The following is a 15492-nucleotide window of genomic DNA, read 5'->3' on the forward strand; positions in this document are numbered from 1 at the left end:
GTTTTGCTCAGGCCCGGGCAGCGGATTATCGGGCGTTCTGATGAGGAAGCCGATGACACTTTCCCTGGAAAGACTGCGCCGTTCTGCGAAGGCGCTGAAACTGGACTATGAGGCCGGCGCCCCCGCCGCCGCCGCCCGTCTCCGCATGCACCCGCCCCGGCCCGCCGGTACGCCGTTGCGCCATGCCGATTTTCTGCATGTCGTGGCGCGCGAAAACGGGTTCGAAAGCTGGCCGCGCCTGAAATTCGCGGCCGAAACCGTGGGGCTGGACCGCGCGGCGAAACAGCAGCGGTTGAAGATCGCGCTTTTTCACGGACAGAATTGGGTGGTCGAGCAACTGCTGGCCGATACGCCCGATCTGGCGCAGGGGCTGCTGGGGTTGCAGGTGGCGCTGTATGACCGCGCGGCGGTCGCGGCGGCGCTGGCGGTCGATCCGGGGGCGGCCATCCGCGACTACGGGCCGCGCCGCCCGATCCTGCATCTGGCGTTTTCGCGCTATATCCATGCGCGCCCCGATCTGCGTGACGACATGCTGGCCATTGCCGACATGCTGGTGGCGCATGGGGCGGATGTGAACGACGGCTATCCGGCCAGCCCCGGCGATGATCATATGCTTTCGGCGCTGTATGGCGCCATTGGCCATGCCGACAACATGGTGCTGGCGCGGTGGCTGCTGGAGCAGGGGGCCAACCCGAATGACGGTGAATCCCTGTATCACGCGACAGAGCTGGGACATCACGAGGGGCTGAAGCTGTTGCTGGATCATGGCGCCGACCCGCGCGGCACCAATGCGTTGTTGCGGGCGCTGGATTTCAACGATCACGGCGCGGTGCGGATGCTGCTGGACGCGGGCGGGCTGGCCGACGAATTCAACGGCGCGCCCGTGGGCGGGGAACGCCCCTGGGTGCTGCCCGCGCTGCATCAGGCGGCGCGGCGGATGTGCGACGACGAGATGGTCGCGCTGTTGCTGGACGCAGGCGCCGATCCGGCACGGGTGTATGACAGGGCGACGGCCTATGGCTTTGCCCGCGTGTTCGGAAACGATGCGCTGGCCCGCGCGATCGCGGTGCGCGGAACCCCGCCCGCGCTGAGCGCGGAGGAGGAGGCCCTGGCGCTGGCCGCCGATGGGGTGGATACGGCGGGGCGGTTCATCGATCCAGGAAAGCTGCCCGACAGCTATCGCAATATCCTGCGCATGATCGTGCACCTTCCCGGCAAGCTGGATCATATGAAACGGCTGGTGGCGCTTGGCGTGGAATACGACCGCCCCGATGCCGAAGGTCTGACGCCGGTGCAGGTCGCCGGGTGGGAAGGCTTGCCCGCGGTGATGGCCTGGCTGCTGTCGCTGCGGCCCGATCTGAGCCATGTGAACGGATATGGCGGCACGCTGCTGTCCACCATCATTCACGGGTCGGAAAACTGCCCGGCGCGGGCTGGGCGCGATCATGTGGAATGTGCCCGCCTGGCGCTGGAACAGGGCGTGGCTCTGCCGCGCCGGGCGCCGGATCAGGCCGGGCAATCCGACATGGCCGCGTTTCTGGCCGATTGGGCGGATCGCTATCCGGGGCAGGTGGTCGATGGCAGCGTCTGAGCCGCGCTTGCCGCCGGGGGCCGGGCTGGCGGGGATGGGTCCGCTGCCCGGCCGGGGGGTTATTCCCATTCCATCTGGCTGAAGACTTCCTGCGCGTTGCGGCGCGACAGCATCTCGAAATCCTGAAGATAGGCGAACGCCTGCTGGTCGACCCCGACCGCGCCGATGATGTCGCCGCCCGCGTCGATATGCGCGGCCATGCGGGCGCGCAGGTTCACGAGGTAGTCATAGGTGTCATGGGTCGCCGTGGCCAGATCGGTGGCGGGGCCGTGGCCGGGAACCACATGGGCGGGCTGATGGGCCGCCATCGCGGCGAAACTGTCCACCCAGTCGGCGGAGGAGGAATATTCCATCACCCCAAGGATCCGCCCGACATAGACGATATCGCCGGTGAACATGACCGACGCGGCGGGCAGCCATACGAAACTGTCGCCGGACGTGTGGGCGGGGCCGGGATGGGTGATGTCCAGCACCACCCCGCCAAGGGTCAGCTCATAGTGGTCCGCGAAGGTGATATCGGCGAAGGCAGGCTCGGTGCCCGCCACGCCGTCGCCCACAAGCTGGGTCAGCATCGTCAGTTGCATCGACGCGCGCGCCGCCTGATCGGCCACCGCCGCGTCCGAGGCGATGACCGTGGCGCCCTGTTGCTTCCAATAGCCGTTACCAAGCCAGCGATGATCCTGCCCGCCGGTATTGATGACAAAGCGCACCGGTTGATCGGTCACAGACTGCACAGCCATATCCAGCGTTTTGGCCCCGGCCCATGTGCCGCCGGTGTCGATCAGCACCGCGCCTGCGTCGGTCACGACCAGCCCGAAGGTGGCGTTGTTGCCCAGATTGTCCGGGTCGCGCTGGCCGAAGGGGCCGGTGATGGCGAATACACCCGGCGTGACCTGCGTGACGGCAAGCGGCGCCTCGGCGCGGGCGAATGTGGCACTGATGGTCAGGGCCAGAATGGCCAGAATGATACGCATGATGTCCTCCCGACGGATGGCCAAACATAGGGCGCGGGCGCGGCGGCGCATAGGCTGCGATATGTCGCGCCGCATCGCGGGATATGATAATGTGGCGCCATGAACGAGCCCCCGACCACCCGCACCCCCCTGACGATCTGGATCGCACTGGCCCTGTGGGCCGGGGCGTTCACCTATTCCTTCTGGATATTCCAGACCACGCAGCCGCTGGGCGACGGGTTTACCCGTGGCATGAACCGGATCACCGGATTTCTGGGCTGGCAGGTTTTGTCGACGGTGTTGGCGCTGATGGTGTTCGGGCTGGGGCGGCGGTTGCCTGCGGGACCCCAACGCCGGATGAGCGCGCTGCCGCTGGTGCTGGCCGGGCTGCTGGCCGCGGGGATCGCGGCGCTGATGCTGTGGGCGGCGCTGGCCCATCCGTAAGGGGAAAGGGTGAGAGGCTGGACAACGACCCAAGCGGGGCTCGTTACGGCTGCTTCCTTCCGGACCTGACCGGGTTGGCGAGGTGCCTGCCCGCGCCAACCTCTCGATCCGTTACATAGGCCCCGCGCGCCGGATTCGCAAGAGCGGCCGGAACCAGGGCGCGGCGCGGCCGTTGACAGGGGGACAGCACTGAAAAAGGGGGCGGTTATGGCACCGTATTTTCGTTTCATGGCAATGATCGCGACATCGACTGCGGTGATGCTGGGTCTGATGTATCTGAATACCTATGCGCCGGATCATGTGTATTGGAGCGAAACCCGGTTCTACATGGCGCTTCTGATGGGCGCGGTCATGGCGGTGGTGATGCTGACGTTCATGCGCGATATGTACCGGAACCGTGCGGTGAATCGGGGCATCTATATTCTCAGCATCGCGGTTTTCGCGGTGTCGCTGTATCTGGTGCGCAGTCAGCGGACGGTTCAGGATATGGCATGGATGAAGGCGATGATCCCGCACCATTCCATCGCTATCCTGACCAGCGAGCGGGCCAAAATCACGGATCCGCGTGTGCGCGATCTGGCCAACGGAATCATCGCGACCCAGCGTCGTGAGATTGCCGAGATGAAGTCGTTGATCGCCGATCTGGACGACTGACGCGGCTTATTGCGCGGGCCGTTCGGCCCAGCCGGCAAAGACTTTCTCCAACACGACGACGATATAGTAAAGTACGATCCCCAGAAACGCGAGTGCCAGAAGCACCGCGAACATCAGCGGATAGTCGGCGCTGATCTTGCCACTGTCGAACAACGCGCCCAGGCCCCGGCCATGCGGGCTGACGATCTCCATCAGGTTGGTGCCGATGAAGGCCAGCGTGACCGCCACTTTCAGCGCGCCGAAGAATTCCGGCAGGGTCTTGGGCAGGGCGATCTTCCAGAACACGGTCAGTTGCGACGCGCCGAGCGACCGCAGGATGTCGCGATATTCGGGCTCCAGCGTCGACAGGCCGATCGAGACCGACACCGCGATCGGAAAGAACGAGATCATGAAGGCGACCAGGATCGTGTTCAGATTATGCTGACCCACGAACATCAGCGCCAGGATCGGCACCACGGTGGCCTTTGGAATGGCGTTGAACCCCACCAGAAGCGGATACAGCGCGTCACGCATCAGGCGCGAAAAGCCCATGATCATGCCCAGAAAGGTGCCGACGACAATCGCCAGCAGCAGCCCGGCCACGGTGCGCCACAGTGTCTGCCAGCCATATTCGAGAAACAATCCGCGGAATTTCCAGAACGCCGGAACGATGTCCGAGGGCGACGCCATCTTGTAATTGGGCCAGCCGTTGACCCAGACGATCCATTCCCAGAACGCCAGGAATAATACAACGGCAGTCAGCGGCACGGTGATCTGGCCCAGCTTGCGGCGCATCACGCGGCCCCCAGGCTGGCCGGGGCACGGCCCTGGGCGATCTGGATCTGGTGGCGCAGCGTGGCCAGGTATTCCACCGCGCGGGCGGTATAGAGCACCTCCAGCGCGCGGGGGCCGGGCAGTTGCACATCCAGCACGAATTGCGCGGTGGCGGGGCGGCCCGACAGCACCACCACCTCGTCGGCCAGATAGACGCTTTCGCGCAGGTCATGGGTGATCAGCAGCGTGGTAAAGGGTTCCTCGGCGCGCAGGGCGTGCATGGTCTGCCACAGATCCTCGCGCGTGAAGGCATCAAGCGCGCCGAAGGGTTCATCCAGGATCAGCACATCGGGCTTGTGCACGATGGCGCGGCACAACGAGGCGCGCTGGCGCATCCCGCCCGACAGCTCGGACGGGCGCTTGTCCTCGAACCCTTCAAGGCCGACCAGTGTCAGCAGTTCCTCGGCGCGGGCGATCCGGTCGCGCTTGGGCATGGTGGGGGCGACAATCTCCAGCGGCAGGATCACGTTTTGCAGGATCGTGCGCCATTCCAGCAGCACCGGGTTCTGAAACGCCATGCCCACTGTCTTGCGCGGCGAGGTCACCTGTTTGCCATGCAGCCAGACCTCGCCCTGATCGGGGCGCATCAGCCCGGCGATCAGGCGGGTCAGCGTGGACTTGCCGCAGCCCGACGGGCCGACGACGGCGGTAAAGGTGCCTTCGGGAATGGCGATGTTCAGATCCGCCAGAACCGGCAGCGGGCCGGATGCGGTCTTGTAGGCGTGGGTGACGCCCTTGATGTCGATAAGCTGTGTCATGGGATCGCCAGAAAGGGGCGCGGGCGGGGGTGTCGGCCCGCCCGCGCCGGGCCTTAGTTCAGGGGAAAGTTGCCGTCCGGCAGATAGGCGTCGGTGAAATAGAGCGCCGCGTCGGGGGCGGTCTTGAACTCATAGGTTTCGGCGATCTGTTCCAGCGCCTTGGCCATGCGGTCGGGGTCGATATTGCCCATGCCGTTGGCCCGCGTGTAATCGGTCACCACATTGGTGTCGATCACCAGTTGCAACCGGCGGGTTTCCAGCGCCAGATCGGCGGCCGGGTTGCGCTTCATCACCATTTCGGCACCCGCCTCGGGGTCGGCGATGGCATAGGTCCACCCCTTGGCGACGGCGGCCAGGAAGCCCTTGACCAGATCGGGGTTGGCGGCGGCGAAATCGGTATTGACGATGATCGCGTTGCCATAAAGCGCAAGGCCGTAATCGGCCATCAGGATGGTGCTGACGTCCTCTTCCGGTACGCCCAGACGTCCGAGATTGAGAACGGAGGAGAAGGCATAGCCGGTCACGGCGTCCACCTTGCCCTCGGCCAGCATCGGTTCACGGGTGGGAAAGCCCACGGGTTCGACCGTGATCTTGCTCATGTCCAGGCCGTTGGCGCCGGCAAATACCGGGAACTGCGCCCAGGCGCCATCGGGGGGCGGGGCGCCCAGGATCTTGCCTTCCAGATCCTTGGGGGCGTTGATGCCCAGCGATTTGCGGCCGATCACGGCGAAGGGCGGCTTGTCATAGGTCATCATGACCGCGATCACCGGCGCGCCGGGGTTCTGATCCAGGAACTTGACCAGCGAGTTGATGTCGGCAAAGCCGATCGGATAGGCACCGGTCGCCACTTTCGGGATCGCATCAAGCGAGCCCTGACCGGCGGTCACCTCGACCTCCAGCCCGGCATCGGCAAAGTAACCTTCGTCGATGGCGGCGAAATAGGGGGCGGCGGGGCCTTCGAATTTCCAGTCCAGCGCGAAGGGCACTTTCGTGTCCGCCAGCGCGGCGGTGGCACCAAGGGCCAGCGCGGCAAGAGTTGCCAGTGATTTTTGCAGCATGTGAGTCGTCCTTGCGTGAAGTCCGACCTATTTCTGCCCACAGGCGCGCGGCTGCGCGAGATATCGCGGGGATCGCGCACACGCGGTGCGGGAAATGCCACAAATCCAGCCGTTTGGATCGACTGGTGCCTGCCGTTTAGGCGAACCGCGCGAGAAGTCCACAGGCCCGCGCCCCGTCCATCAGGGTGTCGGCGCGAAAATGAGCGTGATCGGTGGCGGGCGGCAGCATATCCGGCACCTGCACCACGGTCATGCCTGCGGCCACGGCGGCGCGCACGCCGGTGTCGCTGTCCTCGAACGCCAGACAGCGCGCGGGATCGGCATCCAGCAGGGCGGCGGCGCGCAGGTACGGGTCGGGTGCGGGTTTGGGGCTGGCGATGCAGTCCATGCTCACCACGAAGGTGAACCTGTCGGCCAGCCCGGCGGCCTGTAGTTTGCTTTGTGCGCTGGCGCGGCGGCTGGAGGTCGCGATCGCGCGCGGCAGGCTCATCACATCCAGCAGGTCCAGCAACTCGGTCACGCCGGGCTTCAGCGGGATGCCTTGCGCAAACAGCGGCGCACAGGCCTTGTCCCAGGCGGCATTGATCGCCTCGGCCTCCAGCGCCACGCCCAGATGCGCGGACAGAAGGGCGGCGCTGGTGGTGTCGTCGATACCGACCAGCGTGTGAAAGAATTCCGGCGCGACCTCATGACCCAGGGTACGGCAGGCCGCGACCCCGGCGGCGATCGCGATGCTTTCGGTATCCAGCAGCAGCCCGTCCAGATCGAAAACGACGGCGTCGAACATCCCTAATCCCCTTGCATGTGAAAGGCGGCCCGGACCCCGGGCCGCCGCCAGCGCGTTGCGCCGGATCAAAGCGCGATGCGGAAGCGCGCGAACCCGTCCGGCCCGTCGCCGGCCGGTGTGATCTGCATTCCCGGCACCTTGTCGGCATAGGCCGCAGCCTTCGGTCCGGTGTCGAACAGCACCGACGTCCCCGGCATCGGGGCAAAGCGCCAGTTGGCATCGGCCGTCGGGTTGATGGTGCTCTGCTCGACGATATAGCGCACGATCACGTCGCGGTTGGTATCGGGCGCCTCGAACACGGTGGTGGAGCCATCGGCGCCGGGGAAATGCCCGCCGCCACCCGCGCGGTAGTTGTTGGTGGCGACGATGAAGTCCTGCGCGGGGTCCACCGGCTGCCCCTGCCAGGTCAGGTTTTTGATCCGGTTCGCGTCGGGGTTTACCACCTCGCCGGTGCTGGAATGGTATTTCGAGGGCTGGCTCAGGTCGATTTCGTACTGCACACCGTCGATCACGTCGAAATTGTAACTGGGAAAATCGGGGTTCAGCAGAACCTGATCGTCCTGCCCCGGCGTGATCTGGTTGAACATGCCGGCACTGCGTTCCAGCCATTCCTTGACCTGCGCGCCGGTCACCCGGACTGCCCGCACGGTGTTGGGGTACAGATACAGGTCGGCCACGTTCTTGATCGCCACATCGCCCACCGGCACGTCGGTGTAATAATCCGCCCCGCCCCGGCCCCCGGCCTTGAAGGGGGCAGCGGCCGACAGGATCGGCAGACCCTCATGCGCGGTGCCCTTCATCATCTGCTCAATATACCATTTCTGCGCGATCGAGACGATCTGCACCGACGGATCATCGGCCACCAGCGCGAAATAGGAATGCAGCGGCGCGGCCGTCTTGCCCACCGCGCGGCGGACATAGGCCAGGGTTTCGCCATGCTCCTTGGCGACAGCGTTCAGCACATATTGCTGGCTTTCGACCAGCGGGGTGATCTTGCGATCCTCGCCGCGCTGATAGATCGGCCGCACCTCGGAGCCGTGGCTGACGATCTTCCATGCATTGCCCGAGCGTTCGAGCATCAGATCGATCAGCCCCATATGCGAGCCCCAGAACCCGCCCATGACGGCGGGTTTGCCGTGGATCGTGCCGGCGGCCACATCGACGGCGGCATAGCCGTCGTAGGTCGAAGAGGGGAACACCAGGTGGCTGTGTCCGGTCAGAACGGCGTCAATCCCGTCGATCGCGGCCAGCGGGACAGAGGCGTTTTCCATTCCCTCGGTCAGGGTGGCCGACCCGATGCCGGAATGCGACAGCGCGATGATGATATCGGCGCCTTCTTCCTTCATCTGCGGGACATAGGCGCGCGCGGTTTCAACGATATCGCGGGCGGTGACCTTGCCTTCCAGATGGCGACGGTCCCAGTTCATGATCTGCGGCGGCACGAAGCCGATCAGCCCCACGTTGATCGGGTGGGCCTGGCCCGCGCCGTCGGTCAGCTCCCGCCGAAGGATGATGTAGGGCTTGACCAGCGTGACATCCCCGGTGGGATCGGCCCCGCGCTCCTTGACCACATTGGACGACAGGACCGGGAAATCGGCCCCGGCCAGCGATTTCATCAAGAAGTCGAGCCCATAGTTGAATTCGTGGTTGCCCAGCGTCGAGGCATCGAACCCGACCGCGTTCATCGCGGCGATGACCGGGTGCATGTCGCCCTCTTTCATGCCGCGTTCATAGGCGATGTAATCGCCCATCGGATTGCCCTGCAGGAAATCGCCATTGTCGAGCAGCATAGAGTTCGTGGCCTCGTCGCGGATCGCCTTGATATGGCTGGCGGTGCGGGCCAGGCCGACCGTGTCGACGGGTTTATCGGAGTAATAGTCGTAGGGGTAGACATGCACATGCAGGTCGGTGGTTTCCATCAGGCGCAGATGCGCCTGGTTCGCGGCCGCCCGGGCCGAAAATGGATGCAGCGCGATCAAGGACGCCCCCGCGACAGTGCCGGCAAGAAATCCCCGGCGGTTCATATTGAACGTCCGATGGTGGGTCATGATAGCCTCCGATGCATGGGATACAGCTTGGCTAGGATACCACCGTGACGGCATCATGACACTAGGGCGGTTTTCGTCGCAGGGCGAGGCTCAATTCATCTTTAAGGCGAGTTTTCCGGCATTGCTTAGACGGGCGGCGCGTGGCACTCACGCTCGCAAACGAAAGGGCGGGCGATGCAGGATGCGGAACAGGTGACATTCGGCGGTTCAGGGCTGGACCGGGCGGCGCATCTGCGTGGCGACGGGGCGGCGCTGGCGCGGCTTTGGGCCGGGGATGCGGCACGGGTGCTGCCGCTGTGGCGCGGCAAGCCGTTGTTTCGCGGGCCGGATCGCGACCGGCTGGGCTGGTTGGCGGCGGCGCATCCGGTGATCGCGGGCCGCGTCGGGGATGCGGTGTTTTTGGGGCAGGAGGAGGACGGCGCAGCCAGATTCGCGGTGGATCTGTCCGGCTGGCAGCCCGATGTGGCGCCCGAGGCGCTGAACAGCTTTCTGGACGACAGCGAACAGCGGCACCCCGACCTGCCCGCCGACACCGCCTTTGCCGAGCTGCGGTTGGTGATGACGCGGCTGACCCCGCGCGACGCCGAACTGGCCGCCACCGCCAAGGCGATCCTGGGCTGGCATCGCACCCATGGGTTCTGTTCGCGCTGCGGCGCACAATCGGCGCTGTCGATGGCGGGGTGGCAAAGCACCTGCCCGGCCTGCGGCAGCCACCATTTTCCGCGCACCGACCCGGTGGTGATCATGCTGATCACCCACGGCAATTCGGTACTGATGGGCCGCTCGCCGGGGTGGCCCGAGGGGATGTATTCGCTGCTGGCGGGGTTTGTCGAACCGGGCGAGACGATCGAGGCGGCGGTGCGGCGCGAAGTGTTCGAAGAGGCCGGTGTGCGGGTGGGCGAGGTCGGCTATCTGGCGTCCCAGCCCTGGCCGTTTCCGGCCTCGCTGATGATCGGGTGCCGGGGCCGGGCGCTGACCCGCGAGATCCAGATCGACCCGACCGAGATAGAGGAGGCCCGCTGGCTGAGCCGGGAAGAGATGCTGGCGGTCTTTGCCGGCGGCCATGATGGTGTGCTGCCCGCCCGGCCCGGCGCAATTGCACGGTTTTTGCTGGAGAACTGGCTTGCGGATCGTCTGGATTGACGCATAAAGGAACGCGGCGGGGCAGACGGCTGGACATATGAAATTTTCGACCAGAGAAGACATCGCAGCGCCCATGAGCCAGGTTTTCGCGGCGGTTTCTGATTTCGACGTGTTCGAGCGCGCCATCCTGCGCCGCGGCGTCGAATTGTCGCGCACCGACATGTTGCCCGGCCCCGGCCCCGGCATGACCTGGAAAAGCCGCTTCACCTATCGCGGACGACCGCGCGAACTGACCGCGGAACTGACGCATTATCAGACGCCGGAACTGTTGGTCATGAAGTCCCACAGCGCCGGGCTGGACGGTGCGCTGACGGTCGAGCTGTTGCAGCTGTCGCCGCGTCAGACGCGCATGGCGGTTGCGCTGGATCTGAAGCCCAACACGATCACCGCGCGCCTGTTCCTGCAATCGCTGCGGCTGGCCAAATCCAGCCTGACCCGGCGCTACAAGAAAAGCGTGCACATCTTCGCCCGCGATCTGGAGACACGGCTTGGCGCGGGCCCGCGACCGGGCTGAGGGTCAGCGCCGCCGCGGATCGGCCGGATAGACGCCGAGCAGCGCCACATGCGACGTGAAGTAATCCAGCTCTTCCAGCGCAAGTTGTACGTTGCGGTCGTCGGGATGGCCTTCGATATCGGCATAGAACTGAGTCGCGGTGAATGACCCGTCCACCATGTAGCTTTCCAGCTTGGTCATGTTGACGCCGTTGGTCGCGAACCCGCCCATCGCCTTGTACAGCGCGGCGGGGATGTTGCGCACCCGGAACATGAAGGTGGTCATCATCCCGGCGCTGCCCCGGCGTTTCAGGTCCATTTCGCGCGACATGATCAGGAACCGGGTGGTGTTCTTGTCGTGATCCTCGATATGGCGGGCCAGCACGTTCAGCCCGTAAATCTCGCCCGCCAGTTCGGATGCCAGCGCGGCCCGGCTGGCGATGCCCTCCTCGGCCACATGCTGGGCGGATCCGGCGGTATCGGCGCCGGTGACAGCCTCGATCCCGTGTTCGCGCAGAAAGCTGCGGCACTGGCCCAGCAGCACGGTATGGCTTTGCGCGGTGGTGATTTCCTCCAGCCGTGCGCCGGGCACCCCGAGCAGGTTGATATGCACCCGCACGAAGGCTTCGTCGATGATATGCAGGCCGGATTCGGGCAGCAGGCGGTGGATGTCGGCGACCCGGCCATAGGTCGAATTCTCAATCGGCAGCATCGCCAGATCCGCGGTGCCCTTGCGCACCGCCTCGATTGCGTCCTCGAAGGTCTTGCACGGCAGCGCCTCCATGTCGGGGCGGGCTTCGTGACAGGCCTGGTGGGAATAGGCGCCGGGCTCGCCCTGAAAGGCGATCCGCCCTGTGATCCGATCATTCATGTGTTTTCTTCACTTCTTGCCGACTGTTGGCGGTAACTACACCTTGCATCATGGCGATGGAAGCGCATAGATACGCGGCAAAACGGGACGGAACGGGAGCGCGTCATGTTCGACACAATGACCATTACTAAGATCGTTGGCGGGTTCTGTGGCGCCCTGCTGATTTTCCTGCTGGGGAGCTGGGCCGGGGATGCGCTGTACAGCACCGGCGGCGGCCATGGCGACGAGGGTCATCAGGCCTATGTGATCGATACCGGGGAAGACGAAGGCGGCGCCGAAGAAGCCGTGGCCGAAGTGCCCTTCGCGGACGTTCTGGCATCGGCCGACGTGGCCAAGGGCGAAAAGGTCTTTTCCAAATGCAAGGCCTGTCACAAGATCGACGGCACCAACGCCACCGGCCCGCATCTGGACGGTGTCGTCGGGCGCCCGGCGGGTGCGGTCGAGGGGTTCGGCTATTCCGGCGCACTGACCGCGGTGGTCGATGTCTGGACGCCCGAGCATATCAGCGATTTCCTGATCAACCCAAAATCTTTTGCGCCGGGCACCAAGATGTCCTTCGCCGGCCTGAAGAAGGTCGAGGATCGCGCCAACCTGATCGCCTATCTGGAAACTCTTGGCGGCTGATCCGCTATCACCGCATGGATTTCAGGGCCGCCCCGAAAGGGTGGCCCTTTTTCATGGGCGATCACCGGCGTTCACGGAATCTCAACTTGAACAAGCTGCGGCAGGCCCGTTAGCGTGTGTGACAACGGCGTGACCGCGCCCGGCCCCACGACACGACCCGCCCAGACAGGAGGACCTTGATGACCAAGACCCATGCCGTCCACGCCGTTTCGCTTTGCCCGACGCGCCGGACGACGACGCACCTGGCGCTGGTTGCAACAGTCTTCATGCTTGCCTTGCTGTGGTCGGCGCTGTTCGCACGCGCCGAGGAGCACATCATAAAGTCGCATGGGTATTCGACCTTCGGCGAGCTGAAATACGGGCCCGATTTCACGCATCTCGACTATGTGAACGCCGATGCGCCGAAGGGCGGAGAGATCTCGATCTGGGCGCCGGGCACGTTCGACAGTTTCAATCCGTTTTCGCGCAAGGGCCGTGCCGGGCAGCTTTCCAGCATCTCGATCGAACGGCTGATGATCGATGTGGCGGATGAGCCGGGCACCTCTTATGGCCTGGTCGCGGAAACCCTGGAATACCCCGAAAGTCAGGATTGGGTCATTTTCAATCTTCGCCCCGAGGCGCGGTTTTCCGACGGCACGCCGATCACCGCAGAGGATGTGAAGTTCACCTTTGATCTGCTGCTGGAACAGGCGTTTCCGTCTTACCGGGAAGCGATCAAGAAACTGGTGGAATCGGCCGAGGTACTGGGGCCGCACCGGGTGAAATTCACCTTCCGGCCGGACGTTCCGCGCGACGGGCTGATCAGCCAGATGGGGTCCAATCCCGTGATGTCGAAAAAGTGGTTCGAGGACACCGGCGCGCGGCTGGACGAAAGCAGCCTGGATCAGGTGATGGGATCGGGCCCGTACCTTCTTGACAGCTATGAAATCAACCGGCGGATCGTCTATCGCCGCAATCCCGACTATTGGGGCAACGATCTGCCCATCAACCGGGGCCGCAACAATTTCGACCGGATCCGGGTCGAGTATTTCAGCGACAGCATCGCCGCGCTGGAAGGGTTCAAGGCCGGGGCCTATACCTTGCGGGTCGAGGACAGTTCGAAAACCTGGGCGACGGGCTATGATTTTCCGCTGGTCCAGAAAGGACTGGTGATCAAGACCGAGTTGCCCGACGGCAATCTGCCCCCGGCGGCCGGCTTCATCTTCAATCTGGAACAGGAAAAATTTCAGGATGTTCGGGTGCGTGAGGCCCTGAGCCTGATGTACAATTTCGAATGGACCAACAAGACCCTGCAGTTCGGCCTGTTCCAGCAGCGGAACTCGTTCTGGGAAAACAGCGATCTGGGGGCCGAAGGCGTGCCGGAAGGGGCCGAGCTGGAGTTGCTGAAATCGCTGGGCGATCTGATCGATCCGTCGCTTCTGACCGAACCGGTGGTGATGGCGCATACATCCGGCGACCGACAGCTTGACCGGCGCAACCTGCGGCGCGCCGGCGATCTGCTGGACGAGGCAGGCTGGATAGCTGGCGAGGACGGGTTGCGCCGCAATGCCCGGAACGAGGTGCTGAGCGTCGAGATCCTTGACGAAAGCCCGGTCGTGAAACGTATCGCGCTGCCCTATGTCGACAATCTGAAGCGGCTTGGCGTCGACGCCTCGTTCAGCCAGGTGGATTCGTCGCAGTTCACCAACCGCCAGCGCGCCCGCGATTATGACATGATCCTTGATCAGTATGGCACCAACCTTGTGCCCGGCCTGGGAATGGAACAGCGGTTCGGATCGGCCGATGCCGCCTATAGCCTGTTCAACCCGGCCGGGTTTGCGAACGAGGCGGCGGACAAGCTGATGAAAAAGCTGATCGCCGCCAAGACGCGCGAGGATTTCAAGGTGACCACCAAGGCGCTGGACCGGTTGTTCCGGGCCGAACGCTTTGTCGTGCCGACCTGGTACAAGGCGAATTACTGGGTCGCGTATTACGATATGTATGAATACCCCGATCCGTTGCCCCCATATGATCTGGGGTATCTGGATTTTTGGTGGTACAACGCCGACAAGGCAGAAAAGCTGAAGACCGCCGGGGCCTTCTGAAAGAAACGAGCAGCGAATACCTTATGGGCGCCTATATTTTCCGGCGATTGTTGCTGATCATCCCCACGCTTCTGGGGATCATGATCATCAATTTCGCGTTGACGCAATTCGTGCCCGGCGGGCCGATCGAGCAGATCATCGCCCAGATGCAGGGCGGGGGCGATGTGTTCGAGGGGTTCGCCGGATCAGGCAGCGATGTGGCCCAGAGCAGCCAGGAGGAACGCTATCTGGGCGCGCGCGGCCTGCCGCCTGAGTTTCTGGACCAGCTTGAAATCGAGATGGGCTTTGCCCGGATCGTCTGTGCCGAAGGCTATACCGGCCCCCCCGACATCGAAGCGCCGGGGTGCGAAAAACAGCCGATCGGCATGGTCGAGCGCTTTTTGATCCTGATCGGCAACTATGCCACCTTCGATTTCGGCGAAAGCTACTTCCGCTCGGTGTCCGTCATCGATCTGGTGCTTGAAAAGATGCCGGTGTCGATCACGCTGGGCCTGTGGTCGACGTTGATCGCCTATCTGATCTCGATCCCGCTGGGCATTCGCAAGGCAGTCAAGGACGGGTCGAGCTTCGACACCTGGACCAGCGGCGCGATCATCGTGGGCTATGCGATCCCCGGCTTTCTGTTTGCGGTGCTGCTGCTCGTGCTGTTCGCCGGCGGGTCCTATTTCAAATGGTTCCCGCTGCGCGGCCTGACCTCGGACGGGTGGCAGGATTTGAGCCTGTTGGGCAAGATCGCCGACTATTTCTGGCACATCACCCTGCCGGTGGCCGCCTCGACCATTTCCAGCTTTGCCACGCTGACGCTGCTGACCAAGAACTCGTTCCTGGACGAGATCAAGAAGCAATATGTCATCACCGCCCGCGCCAAGGGGCTGAGCGAAAAGGCCGTGCTGTACGGCCATGTGTTCCGCAACGCGATGCTGATCGTCATCGCGGGGTTTCCGGGCCTGTTCATTTCCGTCTTCTTCGGCTCGTCGATCATCATCGAGACGATCTTTTCGCTGGACGGTCTTGGCCGGTTGGGGTTCGAGGCCGCGGTGGCGCGCGATTACCCGGTGATCTTCGCCACGCTGTATGTTTTCGGGCTGATCGGGCTTCTGGTCGGGCTTTTGTCGGATCTGATGTATGTGCTGGTCGATCCGCGGATCGACTTTGAAAGCCGGGAGACCTGA

15 protein-coding genes and 1 other RNA gene are annotated in these 15492 nt (G+C 64.0%); 8 read left to right on the plus strand and 8 right to left on the minus strand.

Going from position 1 to position 15492, the window contains the following annotated elements; translation table 11 throughout:
• Positions 1 to 52 precede the first annotated feature (52 nt).
• On the plus strand, positions 53 to 1591 hold the full coding sequence (locus tag ACSR1C_RS02650; RefSeq protein WP_460257764.1) for an ankyrin repeat domain-containing protein: 1539 nt from the start codon (positions 53 to 55) through the stop codon (positions 1589 to 1591).
• Positions 1592 to 1650: 59 nt separating this feature from the next.
• Here ACSR1C_RS02650 and ACSR1C_RS02655 read toward each other — a convergent pair whose 3' ends face one another.
• Positions 1651 to 2565 carry an MBL fold metallo-hydrolase gene (locus tag ACSR1C_RS02655; protein WP_460257765.1) on the minus strand — a complete coding sequence of 305 codons (915 nt, stop codon included), beginning with the start codon at positions 2563 to 2565 and terminating at the stop codon, positions 1651 to 1653.
• 99 nt (positions 2566 to 2664) lie between these two features.
• Here ACSR1C_RS02655 and ACSR1C_RS02660 point away from each other — a divergent pair, with 99 nt between their 5' ends.
• Positions 2665 to 2988, plus strand: a complete 324-nt coding sequence (locus ACSR1C_RS02660) for a hypothetical protein (protein ID WP_460257766.1) — start codon at positions 2665 to 2667, stop codon at positions 2986 to 2988.
• Positions 2989 to 2996: 8 nt separating this feature from the next.
• On the opposite strand, the gene ffs is transcribed toward ACSR1C_RS02660, so the two are convergent.
• Positions 2997 to 3093: signal recognition particle sRNA small type (ffs, locus tag ACSR1C_RS02665), an RNA gene on the minus strand.
• Positions 3094 to 3195: 102 nt separating this feature from the next.
• On the opposite strand from ffs, the gene ACSR1C_RS02670 reads away from it, so the two are divergent.
• On the plus strand, positions 3196 to 3642 hold the full coding sequence (locus ACSR1C_RS02670; protein WP_460257767.1) for a DUF305 domain-containing protein: 447 nt from the start codon (positions 3196 to 3198) through the stop codon (positions 3640 to 3642).
• Positions 3643 to 3648: 6 nt separating this feature from the next.
• Here the strand turns inward: ACSR1C_RS02670 and ACSR1C_RS02675 are convergent, their stop codons facing one another.
• The 5 genes from ACSR1C_RS02675 to ACSR1C_RS02695 all read right to left on the minus strand — a co-directional run bounded on the left by ACSR1C_RS02675 (position 3649) and on the right by ACSR1C_RS02695 (position 9106).
• Positions 3649 to 4416, minus strand: a complete 768-nt coding sequence (locus tag ACSR1C_RS02675) for an ABC transporter permease (protein ID WP_460257768.1) — start codon at positions 4414 to 4416, stop codon at positions 3649 to 3651.
• Positions 4416 to 5213 carry an ABC transporter ATP-binding protein gene (locus ACSR1C_RS02680; protein ID WP_460257769.1) on the minus strand — a complete coding sequence of 266 codons (798 nt, stop codon included), beginning with the start codon at positions 5211 to 5213 and terminating at the stop codon, positions 4416 to 4418. The genes ACSR1C_RS02675 and ACSR1C_RS02680 overlap by 1 nt, the downstream gene beginning before the upstream one ends.
• Before the next feature lie 53 nt (positions 5214 to 5266).
• Positions 5267 to 6271, minus strand: a complete 1005-nt coding sequence (locus ACSR1C_RS02685; protein ID WP_460257770.1) for an ABC transporter substrate-binding protein — start codon at positions 6269 to 6271, stop codon at positions 5267 to 5269.
• A 136-nt stretch (positions 6272 to 6407) separates the two neighbouring features.
• Complete coding sequence (locus ACSR1C_RS02690) at positions 6408 to 7058, minus strand: HAD family hydrolase (RefSeq protein WP_460257771.1); 651 nt, start codon at positions 7056 to 7058, stop codon at positions 6408 to 6410.
• 65 nt (positions 7059 to 7123) lie between these two features.
• On the minus strand, positions 7124 to 9106 hold the full coding sequence (locus tag ACSR1C_RS02695; RefSeq protein WP_460257772.1) for a bifunctional 2',3'-cyclic-nucleotide 2'-phosphodiesterase/3'-nucleotidase: 1983 nt from the start codon (positions 9104 to 9106) through the stop codon (positions 7124 to 7126).
• A 174-nt stretch (positions 9107 to 9280) separates the two neighbouring features.
• Between ACSR1C_RS02695 and nudC the strand changes: the two genes are divergently transcribed.
• Both nudC and ACSR1C_RS02705 read left to right on the plus strand, forming a co-directional pair.
• The gene (gene nudC, locus ACSR1C_RS02700) at positions 9281 to 10249 is read left to right on the plus strand and encodes an NAD(+) diphosphatase (RefSeq protein ID WP_460257773.1); all 969 of its coding nucleotides are present in this window, start codon (positions 9281 to 9283) and stop codon (positions 10247 to 10249) included.
• Positions 10250 to 10286: 37 nt separating this feature from the next.
• Positions 10287 to 10763: an SRPBCC family protein gene (locus ACSR1C_RS02705; protein ID WP_460257774.1), complete on the plus strand. Its 477-nt coding sequence runs from the start codon at positions 10287 to 10289 to the stop codon at positions 10761 to 10763.
• A gap of 3 nt (positions 10764 to 10766) precedes the next feature.
• On the opposite strand, the gene ACSR1C_RS02710 is transcribed toward ACSR1C_RS02705, so the two are convergent.
• Positions 10767 to 11600 carry a prephenate dehydratase gene (locus ACSR1C_RS02710; protein WP_460257937.1) on the minus strand — a complete coding sequence of 278 codons (834 nt, stop codon included), beginning with the start codon at positions 11598 to 11600 and terminating at the stop codon, positions 10767 to 10769.
• A 117-nt stretch (positions 11601 to 11717) separates the two neighbouring features.
• On the opposite strand from ACSR1C_RS02710, the gene ACSR1C_RS02715 reads away from it, so the two are divergent.
• The 3 genes from ACSR1C_RS02715 to ACSR1C_RS02725 all read left to right on the plus strand — a co-directional run bounded on the left by ACSR1C_RS02715 (position 11718) and on the right by ACSR1C_RS02725 (position 15492).
• Entirely contained in the window at positions 11718 to 12236 is a 519-nt protein-coding gene (locus tag ACSR1C_RS02715; RefSeq protein WP_460257775.1) for a c-type cytochrome, read from the plus strand.
• 179 nt (positions 12237 to 12415) lie between these two features.
• Entirely contained in the window at positions 12416 to 14320 is a 1905-nt protein-coding gene (locus ACSR1C_RS02720; RefSeq protein WP_460257776.1) for an extracellular solute-binding protein, read from the plus strand.
• A gap of 23 nt (positions 14321 to 14343) precedes the next feature.
• Positions 14344 to 15492: a microcin C ABC transporter permease YejB gene (locus tag ACSR1C_RS02725; protein WP_460257777.1), complete on the plus strand. Its 1149-nt coding sequence runs from the start codon at positions 14344 to 14346 to the stop codon at positions 15490 to 15492.

It is taken from the genome of Actibacterium sp. D185-2 (genome assembly GCF_054954595.1).

What these genes read in the sequence shown, in the direction of transcription:
- ACSR1C_RS02680 (WP_460257769.1), bottom strand. Translation starts at nt 5,213, where the DNA reads ATGACACAGCTTATCGACATCAAGGGCGTCACCCACGCCTACAAGACC.
- ACSR1C_RS02690 (WP_460257771.1), bottom strand. Translation starts at nt 7,058, where the DNA reads ATGTTCGACGCCGTCGTTTTCGATCTGGACGGGCTGCTGCTGGATACC.
- nudC (WP_460257773.1), top strand. Translation starts at nt 9,281, where the DNA reads ATGCAGGATGCGGAACAGGTGACATTCGGCGGTTCAGGGCTGGACCGG.
- ACSR1C_RS02685 (WP_460257770.1), bottom strand. Translation starts at nt 6,271, where the DNA reads ATGCTGCAAAAATCACTGGCAACTCTTGCCGCGCTGGCCCTTGGTGCC.
- ACSR1C_RS02675 (WP_460257768.1), bottom strand. Translation starts at nt 4,416, where the DNA reads ATGCGCCGCAAGCTGGGCCAGATCACCGTGCCGCTGACTGCCGTTGTA.
- ACSR1C_RS02720 (WP_460257776.1), top strand. Translation starts at nt 12,416, where the DNA reads ATGACCAAGACCCATGCCGTCCACGCCGTTTCGCTTTGCCCGACGCGC.
- ACSR1C_RS02650 (WP_460257764.1), top strand. Translation starts at nt 53, where the DNA reads ATGACACTTTCCCTGGAAAGACTGCGCCGTTCTGCGAAGGCGCTGAAA.
- ACSR1C_RS02695 (WP_460257772.1), bottom strand. Translation starts at nt 9,106, where the DNA reads ATGACCCACCATCGGACGTTCAATATGAACCGCCGGGGATTTCTTGCC.
- ACSR1C_RS02660 (WP_460257766.1), top strand. Translation starts at nt 2,665, where the DNA reads ATGAACGAGCCCCCGACCACCCGCACCCCCCTGACGATCTGGATCGCA.
- ACSR1C_RS02705 (WP_460257774.1), top strand. Translation starts at nt 10,287, where the DNA reads ATGAAATTTTCGACCAGAGAAGACATCGCAGCGCCCATGAGCCAGGTT.
- ACSR1C_RS02715 (WP_460257775.1), top strand. Translation starts at nt 11,718, where the DNA reads ATGTTCGACACAATGACCATTACTAAGATCGTTGGCGGGTTCTGTGGC.
- ACSR1C_RS02725 (WP_460257777.1), top strand. Translation starts at nt 14,344, where the DNA reads ATGGGCGCCTATATTTTCCGGCGATTGTTGCTGATCATCCCCACGCTT.
- ACSR1C_RS02655 (WP_460257765.1), bottom strand. Translation starts at nt 2,565, where the DNA reads ATGCGTATCATTCTGGCCATTCTGGCCCTGACCATCAGTGCCACATTC.
- ACSR1C_RS02670 (WP_460257767.1), top strand. Translation starts at nt 3,196, where the DNA reads ATGGCACCGTATTTTCGTTTCATGGCAATGATCGCGACATCGACTGCG.